34 protein-coding genes are annotated in these 25583 nt (G+C 30.9%); 29 read left to right on the top strand and 5 right to left on the bottom strand.

Features of this window, described 5'->3' with window-relative positions:
• The first annotated feature begins 118 nt into the window (after positions 1–118).
• The 29 genes from rplU (at position 119) to ELQ12_RS07495 (ending at position 21992) form a co-directional block, all read left to right on the top strand.
• Positions 119–427, top strand: a complete 309-nt coding sequence (rplU, locus tag ELQ12_RS07635) for a 50S ribosomal protein L21 (RefSeq protein WP_002778820.1) — start codon at positions 119–121, stop codon at positions 425–427.
• Positions 428–437: 10 nt separating this feature from the next.
• Positions 438–692: a 50S ribosomal protein L27 gene (rpmA, locus tag ELQ12_RS07630; RefSeq protein WP_002800974.1), complete on the top strand. Its 255-nt coding sequence runs from the start codon at positions 438–440 to the stop codon at positions 690–692.
• Between the two features lie 106 nt (positions 693–798).
• On the top strand, positions 799–1836 hold the full coding sequence (obgE, locus tag ELQ12_RS07625) for a GTPase ObgE (RefSeq protein ID WP_070243408.1): 1038 nt from the start codon (positions 799–801) through the stop codon (positions 1834–1836).
• Between the two features lie 122 nt (positions 1837–1958).
• Entirely contained in the window at positions 1959–2714 is a 756-nt protein-coding gene (proB, locus tag ELQ12_RS07620) for a glutamate 5-kinase (protein WP_070243409.1), read from the top strand.
• Positions 2715–2787: 73 nt separating this feature from the next.
• The gene (fmt, locus tag ELQ12_RS07615) at positions 2788–3705 is read left to right on the top strand and encodes a methionyl-tRNA formyltransferase (protein ID WP_002881381.1); all 918 of its coding nucleotides are present in this window, start codon (positions 2788–2790) and stop codon (positions 3703–3705) included.
• Positions 3668–4321, top strand: coding sequence for a biotin--[acetyl-CoA-carboxylase] ligase (locus ELQ12_RS07610; protein ID WP_002860934.1), 654 nt, complete (start codon positions 3668–3670; stop codon positions 4319–4321). The genes fmt and ELQ12_RS07610 overlap by 38 nt, the downstream gene beginning before the upstream one ends.
• Complete coding sequence (locus ELQ12_RS07605) at positions 4318–5103, top strand: AAA family ATPase (protein ID WP_002851697.1); 786 nt, start codon at positions 4318–4320, stop codon at positions 5101–5103. The genes ELQ12_RS07610 and ELQ12_RS07605 overlap by 4 nt, the downstream gene beginning before the upstream one ends.
• A gap of 5 nt (positions 5104–5108) precedes the next feature.
• Positions 5109–5945, top strand: coding sequence for a ParB/RepB/Spo0J family partition protein (locus tag ELQ12_RS07600; protein ID WP_002871098.1), 837 nt, complete (start codon positions 5109–5111; stop codon positions 5943–5945).
• A 60-nt stretch (positions 5946–6005) separates the two neighbouring features.
• A complete protein-coding gene (locus ELQ12_RS07595; protein ID WP_002871099.1) occupies positions 6006–6431 on the top strand; it encodes a FoF1 ATP synthase subunit B' in 426 nt (141 codons plus the stop codon).
• Positions 6432–6441: 10 nt separating this feature from the next.
• Positions 6442–6954 (top strand): F0F1 ATP synthase subunit B, encoded by a 513-nt coding sequence (locus ELQ12_RS07590; protein WP_002860937.1) that lies wholly within the window; start codon positions 6442–6444, stop codon positions 6952–6954.
• Between the two features lie 2 nt (positions 6955–6956).
• Complete coding sequence (locus tag ELQ12_RS07585; RefSeq protein WP_134264679.1) at positions 6957–7478, top strand: F0F1 ATP synthase subunit delta; 522 nt, start codon at positions 6957–6959, stop codon at positions 7476–7478.
• Positions 7479–7491: 13 nt separating this feature from the next.
• On the top strand, positions 7492–8997 hold the full coding sequence (atpA, locus tag ELQ12_RS07580) for a F0F1 ATP synthase subunit alpha (RefSeq protein ID WP_002851836.1): 1506 nt from the start codon (positions 7492–7494) through the stop codon (positions 8995–8997).
• 8 nt (positions 8998–9005) lie between these two features.
• On the top strand, positions 9006–9890 hold the full coding sequence (gene atpG / locus ELQ12_RS07575; protein WP_002860587.1) for an ATP synthase F1 subunit gamma: 885 nt from the start codon (positions 9006–9008) through the stop codon (positions 9888–9890).
• A gap of 24 nt (positions 9891–9914) precedes the next feature.
• A complete protein-coding gene (atpD, locus tag ELQ12_RS07570; protein ID WP_002852005.1) occupies positions 9915–11312 on the top strand; it encodes a F0F1 ATP synthase subunit beta in 1398 nt (465 codons plus the stop codon).
• A 3-nt stretch (positions 11313–11315) separates the two neighbouring features.
• Positions 11316–11705, top strand: a complete 390-nt coding sequence (gene atpC / locus ELQ12_RS07565; protein WP_002851752.1) for an ATP synthase F1 subunit epsilon — start codon at positions 11316–11318, stop codon at positions 11703–11705.
• Positions 11705–12259, top strand: coding sequence for a MotA/TolQ/ExbB proton channel family protein (locus tag ELQ12_RS07560; protein WP_002854361.1), 555 nt, complete (start codon positions 11705–11707; stop codon positions 12257–12259). The genes atpC and ELQ12_RS07560 overlap by 1 nt, the downstream gene beginning before the upstream one ends.
• A gap of 8 nt (positions 12260–12267) precedes the next feature.
• Positions 12268–12657, top strand: a complete 390-nt coding sequence (locus ELQ12_RS07555; protein ID WP_002862495.1) for an ExbD/TolR family protein — start codon at positions 12268–12270, stop codon at positions 12655–12657.
• Between the two features lie 2 nt (positions 12658–12659).
• Positions 12660–13439, top strand: a complete 780-nt coding sequence (locus ELQ12_RS07550; protein ID WP_070233952.1) for a TonB C-terminal domain-containing protein — start codon at positions 12660–12662, stop codon at positions 13437–13439.
• Positions 13440–13448: 9 nt separating this feature from the next.
• Positions 13449–14657 carry a Tol-Pal system protein TolB gene (tolB, locus tag ELQ12_RS07545; protein WP_044779377.1) on the top strand — a complete coding sequence of 403 codons (1209 nt, stop codon included), beginning with the start codon at positions 13449–13451 and terminating at the stop codon, positions 14655–14657.
• Positions 14658–14733: 76 nt separating this feature from the next.
• Complete coding sequence (pal, locus tag ELQ12_RS07540) at positions 14734–15231, top strand: peptidoglycan-associated lipoprotein Pal (RefSeq protein WP_002851617.1); 498 nt, start codon at positions 14734–14736, stop codon at positions 15229–15231.
• Positions 15232–15234: 3 nt separating this feature from the next.
• Positions 15235–16182 carry a tetratricopeptide repeat protein gene (locus ELQ12_RS07535; RefSeq protein WP_052949424.1) on the top strand — a complete coding sequence of 316 codons (948 nt, stop codon included), beginning with the start codon at positions 15235–15237 and terminating at the stop codon, positions 16180–16182.
• 14 nt (positions 16183–16196) lie between these two features.
• Complete coding sequence (locus ELQ12_RS07530; RefSeq protein WP_070233950.1) at positions 16197–16760, top strand: peptidylprolyl isomerase; 564 nt, start codon at positions 16197–16199, stop codon at positions 16758–16760.
• A gap of 47 nt (positions 16761–16807) precedes the next feature.
• Positions 16808–17683, top strand: coding sequence for an ACP S-malonyltransferase (locus ELQ12_RS07525; protein ID WP_243834136.1), 876 nt, complete (start codon positions 16808–16810; stop codon positions 17681–17683).
• Positions 17680–18366 carry an aminodeoxyfutalosine nucleosidase gene (gene pfs / locus ELQ12_RS07520; RefSeq protein WP_002797846.1) on the top strand — a complete coding sequence of 229 codons (687 nt, stop codon included), beginning with the start codon at positions 17680–17682 and terminating at the stop codon, positions 18364–18366. The genes ELQ12_RS07525 and pfs overlap by 4 nt, the downstream gene beginning before the upstream one ends.
• Complete coding sequence (locus ELQ12_RS07515; RefSeq protein WP_002871110.1) at positions 18363–19118, top strand: ATP-binding protein; 756 nt, start codon at positions 18363–18365, stop codon at positions 19116–19118. Before pfs ends, ELQ12_RS07515 begins: the two co-directional genes overlap by 4 nt.
• Positions 19119–19122: 4 nt before the next feature.
• Positions 19123–19644, top strand: a complete 522-nt coding sequence (locus ELQ12_RS07510) for a cysteine hydrolase family protein (RefSeq protein WP_002785057.1) — start codon at positions 19123–19125, stop codon at positions 19642–19644.
• The gene (recO, locus tag ELQ12_RS07505; RefSeq protein ID WP_002851895.1) at positions 19644–20258 is read left to right on the top strand and encodes a recombination protein RecO; all 615 of its coding nucleotides are present in this window, start codon (positions 19644–19646) and stop codon (positions 20256–20258) included. Before ELQ12_RS07510 ends, recO begins: the two co-directional genes overlap by 1 nt.
• Positions 20255–20662 (top strand): rRNA maturation RNase YbeY, encoded by a 408-nt coding sequence (gene ybeY / locus ELQ12_RS07500; RefSeq protein ID WP_002871111.1) that lies wholly within the window; start codon positions 20255–20257, stop codon positions 20660–20662. Before recO ends, ybeY begins: the two co-directional genes overlap by 4 nt.
• Before the next feature lie 127 nt (positions 20663–20789).
• Positions 20790–21992: a hypothetical protein gene (locus ELQ12_RS07495; RefSeq protein ID WP_134264678.1), complete on the top strand. Its 1203-nt coding sequence runs from the start codon at positions 20790–20792 to the stop codon at positions 21990–21992.
• A gap of 24 nt (positions 21993–22016) precedes the next feature.
• Here the strand turns inward: ELQ12_RS07495 and ELQ12_RS07490 are convergent, their stop codons facing one another.
• The 5 genes from ELQ12_RS07490 to accD are packed head-to-tail and all read right to left on the bottom strand — an operon-like array spanning position 22017 to position 25583.
• On the bottom strand, positions 22017–22943 hold the full coding sequence (locus tag ELQ12_RS07490; RefSeq protein ID WP_070233945.1) for a tRNA-dihydrouridine synthase: 927 nt from the start codon (positions 22941–22943) through the stop codon (positions 22017–22019).
• Positions 22940–23926: a hypothetical protein gene (locus tag ELQ12_RS07485; RefSeq protein ID WP_002877207.1), complete on the bottom strand. Its 987-nt coding sequence runs from the start codon at positions 23924–23926 to the stop codon at positions 22940–22942. Before ELQ12_RS07485 ends, ELQ12_RS07490 begins: the two co-directional genes overlap by 4 nt.
• A complete protein-coding gene (gene dksA / locus ELQ12_RS07480) occupies positions 23916–24278 on the bottom strand; it encodes a molecular chaperone DnaK suppressor DksA (RefSeq protein ID WP_002870403.1) in 363 nt (120 codons plus the stop codon). Before dksA ends, ELQ12_RS07485 begins: the two co-directional genes overlap by 11 nt.
• Before the next feature lie 11 nt (positions 24279–24289).
• The gene (locus ELQ12_RS07475) at positions 24290–24739 is read right to left on the bottom strand and encodes a 23S rRNA (pseudouridine(1915)-N(3))-methyltransferase RlmH (protein ID WP_002870404.1); all 450 of its coding nucleotides are present in this window, start codon (positions 24737–24739) and stop codon (positions 24290–24292) included.
• 1 nt (position 24740) lies between these two features.
• Complete coding sequence (gene accD, locus ELQ12_RS07470; protein WP_070276142.1) at positions 24741–25583, bottom strand: acetyl-CoA carboxylase, carboxyltransferase subunit beta; 843 nt, start codon at positions 25581–25583, stop codon at positions 24741–24743.

Raw genomic sequence — 25583 nt, 5'->3', positions numbered from 1 at the left:
TTAAATTCATCAAAAATTAAAGAAAAATTTTGTAAAATCAAAATTTTATTAAACCACTAAAGCTTTTAAATCCGTTATTGCGGTGCTTTATGGTACTACCAATTTATAAGGAAAAGCAATGTATGCTATTATCAAACACAGTGGAAAGCAATACAAAGTAAGTGTTGGCGATGAGCTAAAACTAGATCACTTTGAAGCTGAAAGCAAAGCAAGTATTGAAGTAAGCGAAGTTCTTGCTATCAATGATAAAGAATTAAAGGTAGGTGCGCCTTTCGTAGCAGGTGCAAAAGTTGTTTTGGAAGTGATCAATCACGGAAAAGATAAAAAAGTTGTGATTTACAAAAAAAGACGCAGAAAAGATTCTAAACTCAAACGCGGTTTTAGAAGACAATTTACTCGCGTTGTAGTAAAAGATATCAAAGCTTAAGGAGTAAAGAATGGCACACAAGAAAGGTCAAGGTTCAACTCAAAATAACCGCGATTCTATAGGTCGTCGTTTAGGTGTTAAAAAATTTGGTGGCGAGTTTGTTAGAGCTGGAAATATCATCATCCGCCAAAGAGGAACTGCAACTCATGCAGGTAACAATGTAGGTATGGGAAAAGATCATACTATCTTTGCTTTGATTGATGGTTTTGTAAAATTCGAAAGAAAAGATAAAGATAGAAAAAAAGTTTCTGTATATCCTGCATAAGTTTTTAGGACGCTTTTTAGCGTCTTGAAAACTTTAAATTTATAAATTTAACTTCTTTTATTTACTCAAATTTAGCTTTATAAATTTAAAGTCAAAGGCAATTTAAATGTTTATTGATAGTGTTAAAATTACTTTAGCTTCAGGCGATGGTGGTAAAGGTGCTGTAAGTTTTCGCCGTGAAAAACATGTTCCACTTGGTGGCCCTGATGGAGGAGATGGTGGAAATGGTGGCGATATTATTTTCGTATGTGATAATAATACCCACACTCTTGTAAATTTCAAAGGCAAAAGAGAATTACGCGCACAAAATGGTGCTGGTGGAATGGGACGCAATAAAAATGGCAAAAAGGGTGAAAATTTAGAACTTATAGTGCCCGAAGGAACACAAGTTATCGATGCGCAAACTAATGAAATTTTACTCGATCTTACCAAAGAAGGACAAAAAGAGCTTTTTTTAAAAGGTGGAAAAGGCGGACTTGGCAACACTCATTTTAAACACGCCACTAATCAACGCCCCGATTACGCACAACCTGGTATAAAAGGAGAAAGTCGCTTAGTTAGACTTGAACTTAAACTTATTGCCGATGTAGGGCTTGTGGGCTTTCCAAATGTGGGAAAATCTACTCTTATAAGCGTTGTTTCAAATGCAAAACCTGAAATTGCAAATTATGAATTTACCACCCTTACTCCAAAACTTGGACTCGTAGATGTAGATGAGTATAATTCCTTTGTTATGGCTGATATTCCAGGGATTATCGAAGGAGCAAGTGGGGGTAAAGGCTTAGGACTTGCTTTTTTAAAGCACATAGAAAGAACGAGCTTTTTACTTTTCGTGCTTGATCCTATGAGGCAAATGCCTTTAAAAGAACAATTTATAGTACTAAGAAAAGAACTTGAAAAATTTTCCAATGAACTTTTTGGGCGTAAATTTGGCATCATGATTTCAAAAAGTGATAGTGTTAATTTAGGAGAAGAATTTGCCGAGCAAATTGCTTTAAACATTAATGAGTTAGAAAATTATCTCAAAGAAATAAATAATCCGCAAAGCTTTTTAATCAAAGTCTCAAGCCTTGAAAAAACAGGACTTAAAGAACTTAAATTCATGCTTTTAGAAGAAATTAAAACTTTAAGAAATAACAAATAAAAATTTTAACAATCTAGGAAGTGTTTTATATTAAAAATTTCAAACACTCCCTATTTTTTCAAAAAATAACTAGTTTATATGAAATTTTGGCTAAAATTATAAAAATTTTTCAAGGAATAAGCATGAAAAGAATAGTTGTTAAAGTGGGTTCTCATGTGATTAGCGAAGAAAACACTTTAAGTTTTGAGCGTCTTAAAAATTTAGTCGCATTTTTAGCTAAACTCATGGAAAAATATGAAGTGATTTTAGTAACTTCAGCGGCTATTTCAGCAGGACACACCAAACTAGATATCGATAGAAAAAACCTCATTAATAAACAAGTTTTAGCCGCTATTGGACAACCTTTTTTAATCAGTGTTTATAACGAGCTTTTAGCCAAATTTAATAAACTAGGTGGACAAATTTTACTTACAGGTAAGGATTTTGACTCTAGAAAAGCTACCAAACACGCAAAAAATGCTATCGATATGATGATAAATTTAGGAATTTTGCCTATTATCAATGAAAATGACGCTACAGCTATAGAAGAAATTGTCTTTGGTGATAATGATAGCTTAAGTGCTTATGCTACGCATTTTTTTGATGCGGATTTGCTTGTGATTTTAAGCGATATTGATGGATTTTATGATAAAAATCCTAGTGAATTTAGTGATGCAAAGCGTTTAGAAAAAATCACTCATATTAAAGAAGAATGGCTACAAACAACCATAAAAACAGGCAGTGAACACGGAACAGGCGGTATAGTAACCAAACTTAAAGCAGCTAAATTTTTACTTGAACACAATAAAAAAATGTTTTTAGCAAGTGGATTTGATTTAAGTGCGGCAAAGACATTTTTATTAGAAGATAAACAAATAGGTGGAACTTTGTTTGAGTGATTAATTTATTAAATTCTCTTTTAAAATCAAATAAGTTATAATTAAAACTTTTAATTTCACACAAAGCGAAAAAATGAAAAAAATTATTTTTATGGGTACTCCATCTTACGCAACTTGTATTTTAAAAGCACTAGTAGAAAATGAAAATTTTAAACTCGTAGCACTTTTTACCCAGCCTGATAAAGCTGTAGGTAGAAAGCAAATTTTAACTCCAAGTGATACTAAGGCTTTTTTAAGTCAAAATTATCCTAGTATTCCTATTTTTACTCCAAGTTCTTTAAAAGATGAAAATATTATAAGAGAGATTAAGGATTTAAATCCTGATTTTATCGTGGTTGCTGCCTATGGAAAAATTTTACCTAAAGCCATTTTGGATTTAGCACCTTGTGTGAATTTGCACGCTTCTTTACTTCCAAAATACCGTGGTGCCAGTCCGATCCAAAGTGCAATTTTAAACAAAGATGAAAAAAGTGGAGTTTGCACCATGCTGATGGAAGAAGGGCTTGACACAGGTGCTATACTTGAAAGCTTAGAATGTGATATAAAAGATAAAAATTCAAGTGAAGTTTTTGAACTTTTAGCAAATTTGGCCGCTAAGCTCATCCTCTCTACTCTTTTAAATTTCGATAAAATCACCCCTAAAAAACAAGAGGAAAGTCTAGCAACACTTTGTAGAAAAATCAAAAAAGAAGATGGACTTATAAATTTGCAAAATGCAAGAGAACTTTATCAAAAATATCTAGCTTTTACTCCTTGGCCTGGAGTTTTTTTGGAAAATGGACTTAAATTCTTAGAAGTTGAACTTGTGGATGAATTAAAACAAAATGCTAGGATGGGTGAAATTTTAGAATTAGAAAAAGAAAGTTTTTTGCTTGCTTGCAAACAAGGAGTTTTGCGTATTAAAAAACTTCAAGAAAGTGGAAAAAAAGTTCTTGATGGTAGGACTTATTTAAATGGAAAAAGGCTTAAAAGTGAAGATAGTTTGTGTTGAAAGTATAGACTCAACTCATCTTTTTTTATGCGAGCAAATACGCAATGGAAAGATTGATGGAAATTTTGCTATTTATGCTTTAGAACAAACAAATGGAGTTGGAAGCAGGGAAAATTCTTGGCAAAGCTCTAAAGGAAATTTACATCTTTCTTTTTGTATTAAAGAAGAAGATTTACCAAAAGATTTACCTTTGGCCTCTGTGAGCATTTATTTTGCTTATTTACTTAAAGAAGTTTTACAAGAAAAAGGTTCTAAAATTTGGCTTAAATGGCCTAACGATCTATATTTAGATGATAAAAAAGCTGGAGGGGTTATAAGTGCTAAAATTTCAAATTTTATCATAGGCGGTATGGGTTTAAATCTGAAATTTTCACCTCAAAATACAGCTTTATGCGATATAGAAATTTCGCTTAAAGATTTAGTGAGTGAGTTTTTGCAAAAAGTAGAAAAAAAATTTTTATGGAAGAATATTTTTAGCAAGTATATGTTAGAATTCGAAAAATCAAGAAAATTTAGCGTCCATCATGAAGGTAAAGTTTTTTCACTTGAAAATTCTTTTTTGTATGAAGATGGTTCAATTTTACTAGGTGATAAAAGGGTGTATAGTTTAAGATGAGCGAAATTATTACAATAGCAAATCAAAAAGGTGGAGTAGGAAAGACTACAACAGCAGTAAATTTAGCCGCTTCTTTAGCTGTGGCTGAGAAAAAAGTACTTTTGATTGATGTTGATCCGCAAGCTAATGCGACTACAGGACTTGGTTTTAATCGTAATAATTATGAGTATAATATTTACCATGTTTTTATAGGAAGAAAAAAGCTTTCAGATATTATTTTAAAAACAGAATTGCCACAACTTCATTTAGCTCCTTCAAATATAGGTCTTGTAGGTATAGAACAAGAGCTTGCTAAAGGTGAAAATAATGAGAAAAAAATGCTGCTTAAAAATCAAATTCAAGAAGTGATTGATGAGTATGATTTTATTATTATTGATTCTCCACCTGCTCTTGGAAGTATTACTATAAATGCTTTTGCAGCAAGCGATAGTGTAATTATCCCTATACAGTGCGAATTTTATGCGCTTGAGGGTGTAGCTATGGTTTTAAATACAATTAAAATTATCAAAAAAACTATTAATTCTAAACTCAGGGTTCGTGGATTTTTACCGACAATGTATAGCTCTCAAAATAATCTTTCTAAAGATGTTGTAGATGATTTGAAACAAAATTTTAAAAAACAACTTTTTACTATTAATGGAAACGAAGATGACTTTATTGTGATCCCTCGCAATGTAAAACTTGCAGAAAGTCCAAGTTTTGGAAAGCCTATAATTCTTTATGATATTAAATCGCCAGGTTCTGTTGCTTATCAAAATTTGGCGTATTCTATATTAGGATAATTATAATGGGGTTAAATAAAGATAGGGGTTTAAGCAGTTTAATCAGTGATATGGATACTGTTTATAGTAAAGAATTGGGTTTTGATAAAAATCAAAGCACTATGATAGAAATTGATCAAATTTCACCCAATCCATTTCAGCCAAGAAAGAAATTTGATCAAGAAGCTTTAGATGAGCTTGCTAATTCTATCAAAGAATTTGGACTTATTCAGCCTATTATTGTATTTAAAAAAAATAGTAAATTTATTTTAATTGCTGGAGAACGTCGCTTAAGAGCAGTGAAAGCATTAGGAAAAAAAGAAATTCTAGCTTTTATTGCTGATATTGATGAGAATAAGCTTAGAGAATTGGCTCTTATTGAAAATATACAAAGAGAAAATTTAAACCCTATTGAGCTTGCTAATTCTTATAAGGATTTGATGCAAGTTCATAAAATTACTCAAGAGAATTTAGCAGAACTTATTCATAAGTCTCGTACTCAAATAACAAATACTTTAAGACTTCTGAATTTAGACATTAGAACTCAAGAGTTGATTGCTTCTGGAAAAATTTCTCAGGGTCATGCTAAAGTTTTGGTTGGTTTAGATCAAAAAGATGAAAAAATGTTGGTTGACAGTATAATAGGTCAAAAACTTAATGTTAGAGATACCGAAAAAATAGTTAAAAAAATAAAAAATAATGAAAGCTTACCTAATCAAGAATTTGAAGATGAAATAAAGAAATTAAAACACATACTAAATCGCTTTGGATTTGACTGCAAAAATAAAAATAATGATTTTGTAATTCATTTAGAAAATATTGATAAAATTAAAAAATTAATCAAAATGCTTGAAAAGTTTTAACCAAAATCTTAGCTTTTTTATGGTAGAATAGTCCTTCAAAAATTCTAACCAAGGAGAATTATGTTTGAAGATATGCATCCTTCCATAATGCTTGCTACTATGGCTATTTTTTTAGCTATGATAGTTATTTTAAATAGTATGCTGTATAAGCCACTTTTAAAATTTATGGATGAAAGAAATGATTCTATAGAAAATGATGAGAATAAAGTAAAAGAAAATTCTCAAGAAGTTTTAGATGTGAATAATGAATTAGAAGCTATTCATATTAACACTAGAGAAGAAATTCAAAAAATTAAACAAAGTGCTATAGCTACTGCTAAAGAAGAAGCGGAGCAAATTCTTAGAAGCAAGAAAGAAGAATTAGAAAGAAAAATGGCCAGCTTTTATGCAGATTTAGCTATTCAAAAACAAGAATTACAAGAACATTTAAACATACATTTACCTGAGCTTAAGCAAGCTTTGCAAAATAACATAAAGAGAATTTAAGAGGAGAGAAATGAGTAAGTTATTCTTTATTATATTTTTGCTACCTTTGTATGCTTTTGGTGCATCAAATGTTAGTGGAGAATATGATATTATTCCAAGGACTATTAATTTTCTAATTTTTGTGGCTATATTGTATTATTTTGTTGCAACTCCATTTAAAAATTTTTACAAAAACCGTATTGTAAAAATTTCTTCTAAGCTTGATGAAATTCAAAAAAAACTTTTAGAAAGTAAAGCTAAGAAATTAGATACGATGAAAAAACTTGAAGAAGCTAAAGCAAATGCTGCTGCTGCTTTAGTTACAGCAAGAAAAGAAGCTGAAATCTTAGTTCAAAATATTAAGAAAGAAACTCAAGATGAGTTGGATTTGCTTCAAAAACATTTCGAGGAACAGAAAGATTATGAATTTAGAAAAATGGAAAAAGAATTAGTATCAAATACTTTAAATGAAATTTTTTCTGATCCAAATATGACATTAAAACAGAGTGAAATAATAGAACTTATGATGAAGAAGGTATCTTAAATATGGAAAATATAATTGCAAGAAGATATGCAAAAGCGATAGCTTCAAGAGCTGATATAAATGATTTTTATCAGAATTTGTGTATTTTAAATTCTGCTTTTGTTTTGCCAAAATTTAAAAATATTATAGAATCTAATGAGATTAAAAAAGAAAGAAAAATGGAATTTCTTGATTCTTTTTTTGATATTAAAAATTCTAGTTTTCAAAATTTTTTAAGACTTTTGATTGAAAATTCAAGATTAGAATGCATTCCTCAAATAGTTAAAGAACTTGAAAGACAAAAAGCTTTTAAAGAAAATATTTTTGTTGGTATTGTATATTCTAAAGAAAAATTAAATCAAGAAAATCTTAAAGATCTTGAAGTAAAACTTAACAAAAAATTTGATGCAAATATTAAATTAATCAATAAAATCAGTCAAGATGATAGTGTTAAAATAGAATTAGAAGAATTAGGTTATGAACTTTCTTTTTCTATGAAAGCTCTTCAAAATAAGCTAAACGAATATATATTGAAAATTATCTAAGGAGAAAAAGTAAATGAAATTTAAAGCTGATGAGATCAGTTCAATAATCAAAGAAAGAATTGAAAATTTTGATTTAAATCTTGAAATTGAAGAAACAGGAAAAATTATTTCTGTAGCTGATGGTGTTGCTAAGGTATATGGACTTAAGAATATTATGGCTGGAGAAATGGTAGAATTTGAAAATGGTGATAAAGGAATGGCCTTAAACCTTGAAGAGTCGAGTGTAGGTATTGTTATACTTGGAAAAGGAGAAGGTTTAAAAGAAGGTGCTTCTGTAAAAAGACTTAAGAAGTTACTTAAAGTTCCAGTAGGTGAGGCTTTGATTGGCCGTGTTGTAAATGCTTTAGGTGAGCCAATTGATGCTAAAGGTGTGATCAATGCTAATGAATATCGTTTTGTTGAAGAAAAAGCAAAAGGTATTATGGCGAGAAAAAGTGTTCATGAGCCTTTACATACAGGAATTAAAGCTATTGATGCACTTGTGCCAATTGGTCGTGGTCAAAGAGAGCTTATCATAGGCGATAGACAAACAGGTAAAACTACTGTTGCTGTTGATACTATTATATCTCAAAGAGGTCAAGGAGTTATCTGTATATATGTTGCAATTGGTCAAAAGCAAAGTACAGTGGCACAAGTGGTTAAAAGACTAGAAGAACATGGTGCTATGGAATATACTATTGTTGTAAATGCCGGCGCTTCAGATCCTGCGGCTTTACAGTACTTAGCTCCATATACTGGTGTAACCATGGGTGAATTTTTTAGAGACAACGCAAAACATGCTTTAATTGTTTATGATGATTTGAGCAAGCATGCTGTAGCTTATCGCGAAATGTCTTTGATTTTACGTCGTCCTCCAGGTCGTGAAGCTTATCCAGGCGATGTTTTTTACCTTCATTCAAGATTGCTTGAAAGAGCAAGCAAGCTAAATGATGAATTAGGTGCTGGTTCTTTGACGGCATTGCCGATAATTGAAACACAAGCAGGAGATGTTTCTGCTTATATTCCAACTAATGTTATTTCAATTACAGATGGACAAATTTTCTTAGAAACTGATTTATTTAACTCAGGAATTCGTCCTGCAATTAATGTTGGTTTATCAGTATCTCGTGTAGGTGGGGCTGCTCAAATTAAAGCTACAAAACAAGTTTCAGGCACATTAAGACTTGACCTTGCTCAATATAGAGAGCTTCAAGCTTTTGCACAATTTGCTAGTGATTTAGATGAGGCAAGTAGAAAACAACTTGAACGTGGACAAAGAATGGTTGAACTCTTAAAACAACCACCTTATTCTCCGCTTAGCGTTGAAAAACAAGTAGTTTTAATTTTTGCAGGAACCAAAGGTTTCTTAGATGATATTGCTGTTTCTAGAATTAAGGAATTTGAAGATGGAATTTATCCTTTTATTGAGGCAAAACATCCAGATATTTTTGAGCAAATTCGCTCTAAAAAAGCTTTAGATTCTGATTTGGAAGAAAAACTAGCTAAAGCCATTAATGAGTTTAAAGCAAATCATTTATAAGGTCTTTTATGTCTAATTTAAAAGAAATTAAAAGAAAAATTAAAAGTGTTCATAACACTCAAAAGACTACAAATGCTATGAAGCTAGTTTCTACTGCTAAGTTAAAAAAAGCAGAAGAAGCAGCTAAAAGATCAAAAATTTATGCACAAAAAATCGATGAAATTTTGAGTGAAATTTCATTTCAGATCAATAAAATTGTTCACAATGAAGATGATGTGCGTTTATCTTTGTTTCATAAAAAAGAACAAATTAAAACCGTAGATTTAATATTTATCACTGCAGATAAAGGCTTATGCGGTGGTTTTAATATTAAGACTTTAAAAACAGTAAGTGAAATGCTAAAAGAATATGAAGCAAAAAATATTAATATTCGTCTTAGAGCTATAGGTAAAACTGGGATTGAATATTTTAATTTTCAAAAAATAGAATTGTTAGAGAAATATTTCCATCTTAGTTCTAGTCCTGACTATGAGAAAGCATGTGAAGTAATTCATGCTGCTGTAGATGATTTTTTAAATGGAAATACAGATGAAGTGATTTTAGTTCATAATGGTTATAAAAATATGATTACCCAAGAACTTAAAATTAATCATCTTATTCCAGTTGAACCAAAGAGTATTGAACAGACTCATAATTCTCTTTTAGAGCTTGAACCGGAAGGAACTGAGCTTTTAGAAGATTTAATGAAAACGTATTTTGAGTATAATATGTATTATGCGTTAATCGATTCTTTGGCGGCAGAGCATAGCGCAAGAATGCAAGCTATGGATAATGCAACTAATAACGCAAAGGCAAGAGTGAAACAACTAAATTTAGCTTATAACAAAGCAAGACAAGAATCTATTACTACTGAGCTTATAGAAATTATCAGTGGTGTTGAATCAATGAAATAGTAAATTTTAAGGAGAAGATAAATAATGCAAGGATTTATTTCACAGGTATTAGGTCCGGTTGTTGATGTAGATTTTAACGACTATTTACCTCAAATTAATGAAGCAATTGTTGTAAATTTTGAAAGCGAAGGAAAAAAACATAAACTTGTTTTAGAAGTAGCAGCTCATTTAGGAGATAATAGAGTTAGAACTATTGCTATGGATATGACAGATGGTTTGGTAAGGGGCTTAAAAGCTGAGGCTTTAGGTGCTCCTATTAGTGTTCCTGTTGGTGAGAAAGTTTTAGGAAGAATTTTCAATGTTACTGGAGATTTGATCGATGAAGGTGAAGAAATTTCTTTTGATAAAAAATGGGCGATTCATAGAGATCCACCAGCTTTTGAAGATCAAAGCACAAAAAGTGAGATTTTTGAAACAGGGATTAAAGTTGTGGATTTACTTGCTCCTTATGCAAAAGGTGGTAAAGTAGGTCTTTTTGGCGGTGCAGGTGTTGGTAAGACTGTTATTATTATGGAGCTTATTCACAATGTTGCATTTAAGCATAGCGGCTATTCTGTATTTGCAGGTGTGGGTGAGAGAACTCGTGAAGGAAATGATCTTTATAATGAAATGAAAGAAAGCAATGTTTTAGACAAAGTTGCTCTATGTTATGGGCAAATGAATGAACCACCAGGGGCAAGAAATCGTATTGCTTTAACAGGTTTAACAATGGCTGAGTATTTTAGAGATGAAATGGGTCTTGATGTGCTTATGTTTATTGATAATATCTTTAGATTTTCACAATCAGGTTCTGAAATGTCAGCACTTTTAGGAAGAATTCCATCAGCTGTGGGTTATCAACCAACCTTAGCAAGTGAAATGGGTAAATTCCAAGAAAGAATTACTTCAACTAAAAAAGGCTCAATCACTTCAGTTCAAGCTGTTTACGTTCCAGCTGATGACTTAACCGACCCAGCTCCAGCAACTGTTTTTGCTCACTTAGATGCTACAACGGTTTTAAATAGAGCTATTGCTGAAAAGGGTATTTATCCTGCAGTTGACCCACTTGACTCAACTTCAAGAATGCTTGACCCAAATATCATTGGAGAAGAACATTATAAAGTTGCTCGTGGTGTTCAATCAGTGCTTCAAAAATACAAAGATTTACAAGATATCATCGCCATTTTAGGTATGGATGAGCTTAGCGAAGAGGATAAACTTGTAGTTGAAAGAGCGAGAAAGATTGAAAAATTCTTATCACAACCATTTTTCGTTGCAGAAGTTTTCACAGGTAGCCCAGGAAAATATATAAGCCTTGAAGATACAATAGCAGGATTTAAGGGAATTTTAGAAGGTAAATATGATCATTTACCAGAAAATGCTTTCTATATGGTTGGAAATATAGATGAAGCTATTGCAAAAGCGGATAAATTAAAAGGTTAATTTATGAACGATTTGATTAATTTCGAGATAGTTACGCCTTTGGGTGTAATCTATCAAGGAGAAGTAAAATCTGTTACTTTACCGGGTAGTGAAGGAGAATTTGGCGTGCTTAAAGGACATGCTGCTTTGGTTTCTTCTTTAAAATCTGGAGTAATTGATATTGAAAAAGCTGATTTAAATCATGAATTAATTGCTATTGATGCTGGGCATGCAAAGGTAGATGAAGATAAGATTTGCGTGCTAGCAAAGGGTGCGGTTTGGGTTTGCGGAAGTGATGAAAGTGAGATTGAAAAAAATCTTGCTCAAGCAAAAGATTTGATCAAATCTATGAGTTCTGATAATGCAGCTTTAGCGGCAACTTTTTCAAAACTTGATAATGCAAGGATGCATTAATGAATTTTGAAGCTATATTTCATTTTTTCAATAGTTCAAGTATTATTACTTATATAGTTTTATTATGGCTTTCTTTATATTTTATTTTAGCGTTTAGTATTTTGTTTGCTAGATTGACTTATTTGGCTACATGGAGAAATAAGGAAAAAGAAAGTTTAGAAACTTTGCTCTTGGGTGAGAAGGATTTAAGTCGTACTGATTCGATTTTAAGAAAATGCAATGATACAACTTCAAATCATTTAGAAATCTATAAAAATTTAGCAAGTCGTCGCGCTTCTGCTGGACTTACTTGGCTTAGTATTATTGCTTCAACTTCACCTTTTATAGGTCTTTTTGGGACAGTTATTTCTATACTTGAAACTTTTGGTGGGCTTGGAACTCAAAATTCTTTAAGTATCATAGCTCCTAAAATCAGCGAGGCTTTAGTTGCTACAGGTTGCGGTATTTTAGTGGCAATTCCTGCTTATACATTTCATCTCATCATTAAAAGAAAAGCTTTCGAACTTTTAAGCATTATTGATAGCGAGATTAAAGTTATAAGTTCGAGTAAATAAGGTTAAAAATGCCATTTGATGATGAAAAACCTGAACTTAATATCACACCTTTAGTGGATATTATGCTTGTATTGCTTGCGATTTTAATGGTAACAGCTCCAAGCATTACTTATGAAGAAAAAATTAATCTTCCACAAGGTAGTCAAAAAAATACTAGCGCTCCAACTGTTAAGAGTTTAATTATTAGTATTAATGCAAAAAAAGAAATTTTTTTAAATCAAGAAAAATACGATTTTATAAGTTTTGCTGACAATCTTGCTCAAAGAAAAGCACAATTTAATACCGAAGATCCAGTTTTTATACGCGCTGATAAAAGCTTAAAATATGACGATGTTATTTTAGTCTTAAGAAGTGTAAAAAATTTAGGATTTAATAAAGTTGCTTTACAGACTGAATAATCATGAAAAATTATGGTTTGAGTAATTTAAATTCGTTTTTACTTGCTTTAGTAATATATATTAGTATAGTAATTCTTGTTTTTTTTAGACTTGTAAGCGAGATTGAATCTGCTATACAATATACCGATATAAAAGATAGTTTTGTAGATATTGAACTTGCTGAACCATCAAAACAAGTTATTACTCAAAGCAACACTCCTAAAGAAATACAAAAACCAACAGAGCAAATTGATATAGAAAAACTTTTTGCTCAGACTACAAATAAAACAGTTAAAACTGAAGATATTGACCAAAAGGCAAGTAATTTTAATGAGCTTTTTGGAAATATTAAAGAAATACAAGAAGAAAAGACTACAAAAATTCAATCAAGTGCTAAATCAGGAATTTCTAGTGCTCCAAAACCTCAAGCTTCCGAACTTGTAAAACAACTTAATGATAGTTTACTTCAAGAAGAAAGTTCAACGCAAGGAGAAAGCACAAAGGCGCAAAAGATTGGAATTTATGATGAATTTTTAGGGAAAGTTGTGCGTATTATCACTCAAAGATGGACTCAGTATTATCCAAATAGTGAAAAAATTTCTGTTAAGGTAAAAATTTTTATTGATGAAAATGGAAAATTTGGCTATACTTCAGTTGAAAAAAGTGGGAATCCTTTATATGATGCTAAAGTGGCTGAATTTTTAGAAAGTCAAAAAGGTAAATTTATTACTTATCCTCCGCAAAATAAAAATATAAGCATTACCATGAATTTAAGAGATGAAGCAAAAGTTAAAAATGATTAGGAGAAAAAAATGAAAAAAATTGTAGCAATTTTTTTAGTCTTTTTAGGAAGTCTTTGGGCAGAAGATCCAGTGATTGATGTTGTTAATTCTGGTGTAGTTTTACCAAAGATTATCGTTAAAGATAATTCAAATTTAAGTGATGAGAATTTAAAGAAAAGCTTTTATAATATCATTGTGAACGATTTGAAAGTAAGTTCAAACTTTGAAGTTGTTGCTAATGCAACTGAGACAAGTAATTATACTTTTGAATACGCTTTAAATAAAAATGGTAACACTTTGAGTTTAAATGTAAAAATAAAAGCTGGCGGTTCTGATAAGTCAGAGCAAACTTATACTTTAAATGGTTTAGAGCAATATCCATTTTTGGCACATAAAAGCGTCAAAGCTTCTGTAAATGCATTAGGACTTGCACCTGTTGATTGGATGGATCATAAAATTTTGATCGCGAGAAATTCTAGCTCTAAAAAAAGTCAAATTATTATGGCTGATTATACTTTAACTTATCAAAAAGTTATTGTTGATGGTGGGCTTAATTTATTTCCAAAATGGGGAAATAAAGAACAAACTCTATTTTATTATACAGCTTATGATCATGATAAGCCAACTTTATACCGTTATGATTTAAATACCAATAAAGCTAGTAAAATTTTATCAAGTGGTGGCATGGTTGTAGCAAGTGATGTGAGTGTAGATGGAAGTAAACTACTTGTTACCATGGCTCCAAAAGATCAGCCTGATGTTTATTTATATGACTTAAATACCAAAAATCTAACACAATTAACTAATTATTCTGGTATTGATGTTAATGGAAATTTTATTGGCTCAGATGATAATAAAGTGGTATTTGTAAGCGACCGTTTAGGATATCCTAATATTTTTATGCAAGATTTAAATAGTAATAGTGCTGAACAAGTTGTTTTTCATGGTAGAAACAATTCGGCTGTTTCGACTTATAAAGATTTTTTGGTTTATTCAAGTCGTGAACCAAATCAAGCAGGTGTTTTTAATATTTATTTGATGTCAATTAATAGTGATTATATTCGTCAACTTACAGCAAATGGAAAAAATTTATTTCCAAGATTTTCTAGTGACGGTGGAAGTATAGTATTTATCAAATATTTAGGTGCGCAAAGTGCTTTAGGTGTTATTCGTGTAAATGCAAATAAGACTTTTTATTTTCCTCTTAGGGTTGGAAAAATTCAATCAATTGATTGGTAAAAATTTCAATTTTAGGTTAAAATTAATTAAAAATTAGATATAATAGTAAGAATTTATTAACTTTGAAAGGTCATAAATGAAAAAAATTCTTTTTACTTCAATTGCAGCTCTTGCAGTTGTTATTAGTGGTTGTAGCACAAAAAGCACTAGCGTAAGCGGTGATAGTAGTGTTGATTCAAATCGTGGTTCAGGTGGAAGTGATGGTTGGGATATTGATTCAAAAATTTCTCAACTTAATGATACTTTAAATAAAGTATATTTTGATTTTGATAAATTCAACATTCGTCCTGATATGCAAAATGTTGTAAGCACGAATGCTAATATCTTTAACACTGAAGTAAGCGGTGTAAGTATTACTGTTGAAGGAAACTGCGATGAGTGGGGAACTGATGAATATAACCAAGCTCTAGGTTTAAAAAGAGCAAAAGCTGTAAAAGAAGCTTTAATCGCTAAAGGTGTAAATGCTGATAGAATTGCTGTTAAAAGCTATGGAGAAACAAATCCTGTGTGCACTGAAAAAACTAAAGCTTGCGATGCGCAAAACAGACGTGCTGAATTTAAATTATCAAGATAATTAATGAAAAAAATATTCACAGTAGCTCTTCTTGGAGCTACTTTACTTTATGCAGAAAGCTCAGCTTTTGGTGCAGGAGATATAACAAGCAATTCTTCTTATGGTTTAACTTCAAATGAAAAATTATTTAAAGAAAAGTTAGATAATTTAAATAATGAAAATATACAAACAAATGCTAGAATTAATGAAATTAACGAAAGAATCGAGGGTTTACAAAGCACTTTAGAAGGTATAAATTCTCAATATGCTAAATCAAATTCTAGATTAAGTCAAGTTGAAGAGAATAATCAAAATATTGAAAATAATTTTACTAGTGAAATTCAAAAATTAAAAGCTTATGTTGAAGAAAGTAGAAAAATTCAAGAAGCTAATAATAAGCAAGTAAAAAAAGTTTTAGCCGAACTTAGTTCTTTAGTAGATGCTATTAATGCAAATTATGTTTCTAAAAACGAATTAAATGATGCAAATTTAAGCGTTAAAGCTACTACACCTAGTGTTGTTGTTTCAACTACAGATTCAAACAGTACCATTGAAAACAATAATACTCAAAATACCCAAGATGATAAAGTAAAACAAATTGATGAATCTTGGAAAAAGAAAAAAAATAATGAAATTTTAGAATTAGCGATAAAAGATGTTGATAAAAATGCTTTTGAAGATTCCAAAGCAAAATTAAATTTTCTCATAACAAAGCAGTATAAACCCGCAAGAGCAAATTTTTGGTTAGGGGAGATCGAGTATAAACAAAAAAATTATAACAATGCTATTGTTTATTATAAAAAAAGTTCTTCTTTGAGTACAAAAGGGGATTATTTCCCAAAACTTTTATATCATACTGCCATTTCATTGGATAAAACAGGTGATACAAAAACAGCAAATGGTTTTTATAAAGCTTTAAAAACTAATTATCCAAATTCACCCGAAGCAAAAGCTTCACCCAATAGAAAATAAATTAAGGAGATAAAATGGCTATAGAAAAAAATAGTGTAGTTTCAATGTTTTATGAGTTAAAAGATGCAAATACAAATGAAGTTTTAGAATCAAATTTATATTCTCAACCTATTTCTTTTATTTTAGGCAAAGGTCAGATTTTAGAAAGCTTAGAAGAAGAAGTGATGAAGCTTGATTGTCCTAGCAATGCTGATGTGGTAATTAAAAAAGAAAAAGGTTTAGGCGAATACGATGAAAATGCCGTTCAAACTTTACCAAAAGAGCAATTTGCAGGTATTGATTTAAAGGTAGGTATGGAGCTTTTTGGCGAAGGTGAAAATGGCGAAACTGTTCGTGTAACTGTAAAAGAAATTAGTGAAAATGATGTGACAATTGATTATAATCACCCTTATGCGGGTCGTGATTTGCTTTTTTCTTTAAATATCGTAGATGCTAGAGCTGCAAGTGAAGATGAAATTCTTACAGGTATTATCGCAGGAAGTCATAGTTGTGGTTGTGGAAGCGGACATGGACACGATCATAATCACGGACACGGTGGCGGCGGTTGCTGTGGTGGTGGCGGTTGCGGTTGTCATTAATGAAGACCGCGTTTATATTTCCAGGTCAAGGCTCACAAAGTCTTGGCATGGGAAAAGATTTTTATGAAAACTCTATAAAAGCCAAAGAACTCCTTCAAAACGCAAGTGATTTTTGTAAGATTGATTTTAAACATTTGCTTTTTGAAGAAAACGAAAAACTCAATCAAAGTGAATTTACTCAACCCGCCATCGTTTTAAATTCCTTAATGGCTTATAGTGTTTTACTTGAAAAAAAACCTGATTTAAGTTCGAAATTTGCTTTAGGGCATTCTTTGGGAGAATTTTCAGCCTTAGCTGTCAATGGTGCTTTTGATTTTTTAGAGGCTCTTTCTTTGGTCAATAAAAGAGGGCTTTTTATGCAAGAAGATTGTGTAAAAGTTGAAGCGGGTATGATGGTTGTTTTAGGGCTTGATGATGAAAAGGTTGAAGAGCTTTGTCAAAAAGCACAAAAAGAAAACAAGCAAATTTTCGCTGCAAATTATAACTGCGATGGACAAATCGTTGTAGCAGGTTTAAAACCTGATTTAGCAAGTTATGAAAGTGTATTTAAAGAAGCAGGAGCTAAAAGAGCTATGCTTTTAAATATGAGCGTGGCAAGTCATTGTCCTCTTTTGGAAAATGCTTCAGCTAAGCTTTGTGTGGAGCTTGAAAAGGTGTTAAAACCAAATTTTAAAGCCGTAATTTCTAATGCAAATGCCAAAATTTATACAAGCAAAGAAGAAGCCCTTGAGCTTTTAAAAGCACAACTTATCTCTCCTGTGCTTTATAAACAAAGCATTAAGGCATGTGAAAATGAAGTAGATTATTTCATAGAATTTGGCGCAAGTGTGCTTAAGGGTTTGAATAAAAAAATCACTTCAAAAGAAACTTATGCTTTAACAAATATGAATGATATTGATGAATTTTTAAAGGTTATACGATGAAAATAGCAATTTTAGGAGCCATGAGTGAAGAAATCACTCCTTTGCTTGAAACACTTAAAGATTATACAAAAATAGAACACGCTAATAATACTTATTATTTTGCAAAGTATAAAAATCATGAACTTGTTTTAGCGTATTCTAAAATCGGCAAGGTAAATTCTACTCTTAGTGCTAGTGTGATGATAGAAAAATTTGGCGCACAAGCTTTGCTTTTTACAGGAGTTGCGGGTGCTTTTAATCCTGAACTTGAAATTGGTGATTTGCTTTATGCAACAAAATTAGCCCAATACGATCTTGATATTACCGCTTTTGGGCATCCTTTGGGTTTTGTTCCAGGTAATGAAATTTTTATCAAAACCGATGAGAAATTAAACAATCTTGCTTTAGAAGTTGCTAAGGAATTAAATATCAAACTGCGTGCAGGTATTATTGCAACGGGTGATGAGTTTATTTGCGATGAAGCAAAAAAAGCAAAAATTAGAGAAATTTTCAATGCGGATGCTTGTGAAATGGAAGGCGCAAGTGTGGCTTTGGTTTGCGATGCTTTAAAGGTGCCTTGTTTTATCTTAAGAGCTATGAGTGATAAAGCAGGGGAAAAGGCTGAATTTGATTTTGATGAGTTTGTGATCAATTCAGCTAAAATTTCAGCCAATTTTGTGCTTAAAATGTGCGAGAAATTATGATAAATCTTAGCAAAAAACTCATACGCCAAGTTGCACAAGCTAATGCTAAATTTGGACTTATTAAAGATGGAGATAGGGTTCTTTTAGGGCTTAGCGGCGGGAAAGATTCTTTGGCTTTAGCCCATCTTTTAAATCGTATGCAAGCTCATGCTCCTTTTAAATTTGAACTTGAAGCGGTAACTTTGAGTTATGGCATGGGCGAGGATTATTCTCATCTTCATGCACATTGTGAAGAACACGGCATTAGACATAGCGTGCTTGATTCAAATATTTATGAAGTTTCAGGTGATACCATAAGAGAAAATTCAAGTTTTTGTAGTTATTTTTCGAGAATGCGTCGTGGAGCTTTATATACTTACGCTCTTGAAAAAGGTTTTAACAAGCTTGCTATAGCCCATCATTTAGATGATGCAGCAGAAAGCTTTTTTATGAATTTTATTCATAATGGAGCTTTAAGAACCTTAGCGCCTATTTATCAAAGCAAACGCGGTGTAATTGTGATACGCCCTTTGATTTTTGTGCGAGAAAGACAGCTTAGGGATAATGCTACACAAAATGAACTTAGCGTGATAGGAAATGAATTTTGTCCTGGTATGAAACTCAGCGAAAAAAATGTAAAATTCCCCCACGCTAGAGAAGAAGCTAAACAGCTTTTAGCAAATTTAGAAAAAGATCATCCTAAGCTTTTTACAAGTTTAAAAACCGCTTTTGCCAATTTACACACGGAGAGTTTTTGGCTTCAAAAGGCATAAAAGCATGAAAAAAGCTTTTGTTTTAGTGGATTATCAAAATGATTTTATTGATGGAAGTTTAGGTTTTGATAAGGCTTTAAAAATCAAAGAAAATATTCTTAAAGCCTTAAATCAAATCGATTTTAATAACACGCATTTGCTTTTAACCTATGATACGCATGATGAGCATTATCTACAAAGTAAAGAAGGTTTAAATTTACCTGTAAAACATTGTATTAAAGAGAGTTTGGGTTGGCAAATGCCAAAGGAATTTGAACCTTTTTTACAAAAAGCTCATAAAATTTTTTATAAAAATACTTTTGGTAGCTTAGAACTAGCTAATTTCATACAAAAAAGCGATTATGAAGAACTTCATTTTGCAGGGCTTGTTTCTCATATTTGTGTGTTTTGTAATATCATTTTAGCTTTTGGTGCTAAGCCTAATGCAAGGATAATTTTACACCAAAATTTAAGTGCAAGTTTTGATGAAAATTTAGAAAAATCCGCTTTTGATATACTTAGGGCTTATGGTATTGAAATTGTTTAATGCAAGGCTTTATACTTCATACTCAAAAAGTTAAAGATGAGGATTTGATCGTTTATATTTTAAGTCCTAAAATGCTTATTAAGGCTTATCGTTTTTATGGACTTAGACATTCTAGTATTTTAAGCGGCTATAAAATCGACTTTGCTTTAGAAGAAAATCCTAGTTTTTTACCAAGACTTAAAGATGTATTGCATTTGGGATTTTTATGGATTATGCAAAGGGATAAAATGCTTATTTGGCAAGAATTTATCCGTCTTTTATATAGACACTTAAAAGATGTGGAAGAGCTTGATAGTTTTTATTTTGATTTACTTGATGAGTGTGTGAAAAGGTTTGAAAAACAAAATCCAAAGCGTGTTATTGTTGATGCTTATTTAAAAATTTTGGAATTTGAAGGAAGATTGCATAAAGATTTTTTTTGTTTCGCCTGTGATGAGAAAATTCAAAATTCCATTACATTACTAAGGGCTTTTTTACCTTCGCATTCTCAATGTGCTTTAGGATTTGAGTTTGAAGAGAAAAAACTAAAACAATTTTATAGCAGTAAAAATTGTGCGATTTTTGATGATGAAGAAATAGAAAATTTATATCATTTGATTAAGGAAGGTTTATGATATTAAGTGATGAAAAATGTGATTTTTTAGAATCTATAGCAAGTTTTTTAAGTCCTAAAGATGTGGAGCTTGTCTTTGTGGATAGTAAAGAAATGCAAGAAATTAACTTAGAGCAAAGAAAACAAGATAAAACCACTGATGTACTTTCTTTTCCGCTTGAAAATATCGATGAGAGTTTGCCTTTGGGTTCTGTTGTGATCAATGTGGATTTGGCAAAAGAGAAGGCTAAAGAGTTAGGGCATAGCTATGAAGAAGAAATAAGCTTGCTTTTTATCCACGCTATGCTTCATTTGTTAGGTTTTGATCATGAAAATGATAATGGAGAAATGAGAGAAAAAGAGAAAGAACTTATAGAGCATTTTAATTTGCCTAAAAGTTTGATTATAAGGACTTTAAAAGATTAAGTAAGAATTTTTTCTTCGAGTGTTAGAAGGTTTTATATTATATATTTTAAATTATGAGTAGATATTTTAAGAAAAAATCATTTTTGCCGATTTATCTTAATAAATTTTATTTACAAGGAAGGCAAAAATGATTAATGGTATAAATTCTTATTCGAGCTGCAATTACACAAATACTTTTAGTAATACTACTTCAAATACAAAATCATCTAATGCCATAGCAAATAATAACCTTGTAAGTGATAAATCACAAGCGGTAGATAAAATTTTAGGCTATGGCGTAGATAAAGAGGGCTTTTTTACAAGTGATTTCAACGAAGCAGCAGGCTTGCCAAAAGATTATAAGATTTATGCAGATGGTTTAAATAATTTTGTAAATAACTTTATTAAAAGACAACCTTTTTACTCTCAAATAGACATTGCTAAAACAATAGGAAATGCTTATAACTCTTTTTCTTCTTTTGTTAAAGATAAGGGATTAGGAGAAAGCTTTCAAGAACAGGATTTAAAAAATCTATCCCAAAAAGATGGGGTAAATTATTGGCAAGAATTACAAAGCGATAATGCTTTCATTTGGAAGCTTGCTGATAAAAATATAGCAGATTTGGGTTCTAATAAATATCAAATACATGATAACAAAATATCTAAAGGTGGTGCTTTAATTGCGTTTTTTATAAATAATCTTAGCACAATTAAAGGACAAACAACCTTACTGGGTAAATTAGCTGGACTTAATAGCGATACGGACAACAATGAAATAAAAGAATTTTTGTCCTTTATGAATAAAAATCCCTTAAAATATTCCTACGAGCAAGATGGCTGGGGCAATCCTATGGGAGATAGTTTATCAATATGGAATTATATAAATAGAGCTAAAAATTTAGGAGATGATAAACTAATAAAAACTATTGAGAATTTAGGAGATGAATACAATAAGCTTATTAATTCTAATATGAGCCTAGAAGAATTTAAAATCAAATATCTTGATTTTAAACAAAGACACGATGAGTTTGTAAAATCACTAGAAGAAGCAGAAAAGGCAAAAGGTGTAGATTATAGCAATCCTTTAAAAAATACAAATAACAAAGAAACTTCAGAAGAAGGCAAAGAAAAGCCTTTTAAACCTATACAAGCAGAAAGTAAAAACAAAGAAACTTACAAAGATGATAATATAAGAAACGAACTTGTAAAAAAACTATTAGAAGATAAATTTAGCACTAGTAAAGAATTAGAACTTCTTTTTGGTATGAAATTTAGTGATGATGATGCAGGAGAATTTAATAAAATCCTTTCTTTAAATTCTACACCAAAAAGTATAGATATTAAGGCTTAAGGTTTTTTAAATTATAAAAATCAATCAAGTTAAACTAAAAAATTCTTCTATTTTTTTTCGCATTTTTTCTGTATTGTCGATACGATTGACTTCATCTCTAAAGGCTGAAGCGTCTTTATAGCCTTTAGAATACTCGTGTAAATGTTTGCGAAATATACTTACGCCTTGATCTTTGTAGTGTTTTATCATTTCATCAAAATGAGTGAGTATGATTTCTTTTTTGAGTTTTTCATCTACACTTTTACCGCTTTTGATTTCATAAAATATCCAAGGATTTCCTACGCTTGCACGCCCTATCATAAGTCCATCACATTTTGTGATTTTATAAACTTCTTTAGCATTTTGTGCGTTAATATCACCATTTGCAATCACAGGAATACTAACGCTTGCTTTAGCATTGGCAATGGATTCATAATCGGCTTTTCCGCTATAAAGCTGTTTTCTTGTGCGTCCGTGGATGCTTACAAAATCCACCCCCAAGCTTTCACAAATTTTAGCCATTTTTTCAGGATATTTTTCATTAAATCCTAGTCGAAATTTCACACTTGTAAGGCTTTTTTTATTGTTTTCTTTAATTACTCCTACAAGATTTTTAAAAAGCTCTAATTTTTCTAGCAAAGCACTACCAGCGCATTGTTTAACAACTTTATTTACAGGGCAACCGCAATTAAAATCAATCCCATCTACAAAATCCATTTCATTTAGCATTTGCACTGCTTTTTTTAGCACTTCTTTATCTCCACCTGCAATTTGGACTATATAAGGATTTTCTAATTCAGCTCTTTCTAGCATATGTAGAGTTTTAGAACTTTCATAAACTAAGGCATTAGAACTTATCATTTCGCTTATGGTAATATCAGCACCAAATTTTTTTACTACATTACGAAAAGGCAGATCTGAAAAACCTGCCATAGGAGCTAAAAATAAAGGTTTTTTGCTAAAATCTATCATTGTATGAGTTGGTTTAGATTGATTTTGATATTTTTTTCACGCAAGGCTAAAAAGGCCTTAAAATCATTAAATTTCTTATCATCATTGTGAATTTGCTCTCTTAACTCATCTAAAAGTCCAAATTCAGCTAAAAGATATAAATGTGCTCTTAAAGCTTCGCTTTTTTCATTTTTAATTTTGTTAAAAATTCCTAAAATAGCATCAGGATTTAAAAGTTTAGTACTTAGTTTTGCTGCGTTAAGATAGTCTTTTTCGCTTAGTATATTGTGTGAAAGTAAAACTTCGTATTCTGCTGCACTAAGTTCTAAATTTCCTTCTTTAAAACGCTTGATAAGTGTGAGAACTTCAGAAGGCTTTTTAGGGATTTTTACATTTTTAATTTGTTCATAACTAGCTTTTTCTATAAGAGTATTAAAAGCAATTTCTTCAAATTCATCTTTGATTTCATTAAGGTTTTTAAGTTTGCTATAGGCATAATTTGCATCGTTTTTGAGATGATTTTTTTCATTTTGCAAATATAAAACATTGTTATTTTCGAGTTTAAATTTACTAAGGTTAAAAAATTCGTTTTTATTTAAACCATCAATAAGATCTAAAATTTCATTGATTTTATTTGAGTGTGGAATTTTTTCATGTGTTTTTAGGGTTTTAAAAAGCTGTGCCACAGCTCTAAATTCTTTTGTTTGAAAAGTGGTTTTAAGATCTTTTTCAAGGAGTAAATCTTGAGTATAAGCTTCAAATTTAGCTGCATCTTTAAAAAAATGCTTAAATTTTAAATAACGCAAAAATCCATAAAATGCTATGTGCAAAACGGCTAAAATCATATAAACAAATAAAGGAATAACAAGCCATATCATAATAGGTAGCTCAAAGGTATAAGTGCTGATATTTAGAGTATAGCTTCCTAGTTCTAGATGCCAAGCAAAGGCAAAAATAAGTGCTATATAAATAAAACTTGCAAGTAAGAAGAGTTTAATTTTCATGTTTTTTTCCTTGTTCTGCAATTTGACGGCAAGTGATACAATATCTTGCGTGAGGTTTGACTTTTAGTCTTTGAGAGTCGATTTCATCATCGCAAGATTCGCAAATTCCATAAGTGCCGTTTTTGATTTTATCTAAAGAATTTTCGATTTCTATAAGTTCTTCTTTGAGATTGGTGCTGATAGTAAAGTCAATTTGAGAGCCTGTTTCTATGATAGAAAAATCTACACTATCGCTTGGGACGCTATTGTGAAGAGCTTCGATTTCATTTGAATTGCTTTGCAAATTTTCTAAGATGGTTTTTTTTCTTTCTTCTAAAATATTTTTGAAATTTTGTATTTCATTTTTTTTCATTTTAAAACTTTCTATTTGTGATAAGGGTGATTGTTGTTGATGCAAAATGCACGATAAATTTGTTCTAAAAGTAAGGTTTTAACAAATTGATGTGCTAAAGTAAGTTTGCTTAATGATAGTCTAAAATCCAAACTTTGATTAAATTCTTCTCTTAAACCATAAGCACCACCTATAAAAAAACTTAATTCATTTTTATCTTGGATGAGTTTTGCAAATTCTATACTTGTAAGTTCTTTCCCTTTTTCATCAAGAGCGATACAATAGCCTTTTTTATAAGGCATAAAAGCTTCTTCATAGCTTTTTTTTGCTTCTATGGCATTTAAATTTTGAGCTAAGGCTATTTTTTTATTAAAAACATTTATTTCTTTTAAAGTGGCGTATTTGGAGATGAGTTTAGAGTATTTCTCACTCCAAGTTTTAAATTCATCACTTTTTTGAATACAAAAGATATTAACTTGCAAATTATTTTCCACTGAAAAATTTTAGCACATCGCTAAGATATTGTTTTTGTTCTCCTCTTTCAACTATGGCATCTATAAGTCCATGTTCTAACAAGAACTCTGCTTTTTGAAAGCCTTCAGGTAAATCTGCTCCTATAGTTTGTTTAATAACTCTTGCACCAGCAAAACCGACTAAAGCTTCAGGTTCAGCGATGATTAAATCTCCAAGCCAAGCAAAAGAAGCACTTACTCCGCCCATAGTAGGATCAGTCAAAATGCTAATATAAGGAAGTTTTTCTTTGCTAAGAAGTTTAAGTGCGGCGCTAGTTTTGCTCATTTGCATCAAAGAATAAGTACTTTCTTGCATTCTAGCTCCACCGCTTGCACTTACGATGACAAGAGGGGTTTTGCTTGTGATGGCTCTTTGTACAGCTCTAACGATTTTTTCTCCTTCAACAGAACCTAAAGATCCACCCATAAAAGAAAAATCAAATACAACAAGTTGGGTTTTTAAACCATTGATTTCACATTCTCCACTAATAACAGAACTTTTTCTACCTGTTTTACTTTCACCTTCGCTAAGGCGTTTTTTATAGGATTTGCTATCAACAAATTTTAAAGGATCTATAGCCTCTAAATTTGCATCATACTCAATAAAACTGCCTTCATCGCTTAAAAGTTTAATACGTTCATCAGCTGAAATTCTCATGTGATAATTACATTTAGGGCAAACATTAAAACAAGATTCTATTTCTTTATAATACATCAAAGCATGACAACTTTGGCATTTTATCCAGTGATTTGGAGCTTCTTTAACACTAGGTTGTTGTCTTCTTATTTTTGAAAAAATATCTGCAAAATTCAT

The sequence above is a fragment of the Campylobacter sp. US25a genome, assembly GCF_004379075.1.
Classification (GTDB): Bacteria; Campylobacterota; Campylobacteria; order Campylobacterales; family Campylobacteraceae; genus Campylobacter_D; species Campylobacter_D jejuni.
This window is presented reverse-complemented; position numbering and strand designations above follow the sequence as displayed.

Coding starts and splice junctions, on each gene's coding strand:
- atpA (WP_002851836.1), top strand. CDS start 7,492: ATGAAATTTAAAGCTGATGAGATCAGTTCAATAATCAAAGAAAGAATT.
- atpC (WP_002851752.1), top strand. CDS start 11,316: ATGAACGATTTGATTAATTTCGAGATAGTTACGCCTTTGGGTGTAATC.
- dksA (WP_002870403.1), bottom strand. CDS start 24,278: ATGAAAAAAAATGAAATACAAAATTTCAAAAATATTTTAGAAGAAAGA.
- recO (WP_002851895.1), top strand. CDS start 19,644: ATGCAAGGCTTTATACTTCATACTCAAAAAGTTAAAGATGAGGATTTG.
- atpD (WP_002852005.1), top strand. CDS start 9,915: ATGCAAGGATTTATTTCACAGGTATTAGGTCCGGTTGTTGATGTAGAT.
- fmt (WP_002881381.1), top strand. CDS start 2,788: ATGAAAAAAATTATTTTTATGGGTACTCCATCTTACGCAACTTGTATT.
- ELQ12_RS07525 (WP_243834136.1), top strand. CDS start 16,808: ATGGGAAAAGATTTTTATGAAAACTCTATAAAAGCCAAAGAACTCCTT.
- ELQ12_RS07510 (WP_002785057.1), top strand. CDS start 19,123: ATGAAAAAAGCTTTTGTTTTAGTGGATTATCAAAATGATTTTATTGAT.
- ELQ12_RS07495 (WP_134264678.1), top strand. CDS start 20,790: ATGATTAATGGTATAAATTCTTATTCGAGCTGCAATTACACAAATACT.
- ELQ12_RS07560 (WP_002854361.1), top strand. CDS start 11,705: ATGAATTTTGAAGCTATATTTCATTTTTTCAATAGTTCAAGTATTATT.
- ELQ12_RS07530 (WP_070233950.1), top strand. CDS start 16,197: ATGGCTATAGAAAAAAATAGTGTAGTTTCAATGTTTTATGAGTTAAAA.
- ELQ12_RS07595 (WP_002871099.1), top strand. CDS start 6,006: ATGTTTGAAGATATGCATCCTTCCATAATGCTTGCTACTATGGCTATT.
- tolB (WP_044779377.1), top strand. CDS start 13,449: ATGAAAAAAATTGTAGCAATTTTTTTAGTCTTTTTAGGAAGTCTTTGG.
- accD (WP_070276142.1), bottom strand. CDS start 25,583: ATGAATTTTGCAGATATTTTTTCAAAAATAAGAAGACAACAACCTAGT.
- ELQ12_RS07605 (WP_002851697.1), top strand. CDS start 4,318: ATGAGCGAAATTATTACAATAGCAAATCAAAAAGGTGGAGTAGGAAAG.
- rplU (WP_002778820.1), top strand. CDS start 119: ATGTATGCTATTATCAAACACAGTGGAAAGCAATACAAAGTAAGTGTT.
- ELQ12_RS07610 (WP_002860934.1), top strand. CDS start 3,668: ATGGAAAAAGGCTTAAAAGTGAAGATAGTTTGTGTTGAAAGTATAGAC.
- ELQ12_RS07585 (WP_134264679.1), top strand. CDS start 6,957: ATGGAAAATATAATTGCAAGAAGATATGCAAAAGCGATAGCTTCAAGA.
- obgE (WP_070243408.1), top strand. CDS start 799: ATGTTTATTGATAGTGTTAAAATTACTTTAGCTTCAGGCGATGGTGGT.
- ELQ12_RS07485 (WP_002877207.1), bottom strand. CDS start 23,926: ATGAAAATTAAACTCTTCTTACTTGCAAGTTTTATTTATATAGCACTT.
- ELQ12_RS07590 (WP_002860937.1), top strand. CDS start 6,442: ATGAGTAAGTTATTCTTTATTATATTTTTGCTACCTTTGTATGCTTTT.
- rpmA (WP_002800974.1), top strand. CDS start 438: ATGGCACACAAGAAAGGTCAAGGTTCAACTCAAAATAACCGCGATTCT.
- ELQ12_RS07535 (WP_052949424.1), top strand. CDS start 15,235: ATGAAAAAAATATTCACAGTAGCTCTTCTTGGAGCTACTTTACTTTAT.
- ELQ12_RS07515 (WP_002871110.1), top strand. CDS start 18,363: ATGATAAATCTTAGCAAAAAACTCATACGCCAAGTTGCACAAGCTAAT.
- atpG (WP_002860587.1), top strand. CDS start 9,006: ATGTCTAATTTAAAAGAAATTAAAAGAAAAATTAAAAGTGTTCATAAC.
- ELQ12_RS07555 (WP_002862495.1), top strand. CDS start 12,268: ATGCCATTTGATGATGAAAAACCTGAACTTAATATCACACCTTTAGTG.
- pal (WP_002851617.1), top strand. CDS start 14,734: ATGAAAAAAATTCTTTTTACTTCAATTGCAGCTCTTGCAGTTGTTATT.
- pfs (WP_002797846.1), top strand. CDS start 17,680: ATGAAAATAGCAATTTTAGGAGCCATGAGTGAAGAAATCACTCCTTTG.
- ELQ12_RS07600 (WP_002871098.1), top strand. CDS start 5,109: ATGGGGTTAAATAAAGATAGGGGTTTAAGCAGTTTAATCAGTGATATG.
- proB (WP_070243409.1), top strand. CDS start 1,959: ATGAAAAGAATAGTTGTTAAAGTGGGTTCTCATGTGATTAGCGAAGAA.
- ybeY (WP_002871111.1), top strand. CDS start 20,255: ATGATATTAAGTGATGAAAAATGTGATTTTTTAGAATCTATAGCAAGT.
- ELQ12_RS07550 (WP_070233952.1), top strand. CDS start 12,660: ATGAAAAATTATGGTTTGAGTAATTTAAATTCGTTTTTACTTGCTTTA.
- ELQ12_RS07490 (WP_070233945.1), bottom strand. CDS start 22,943: ATGATAGATTTTAGCAAAAAACCTTTATTTTTAGCTCCTATGGCAGGT.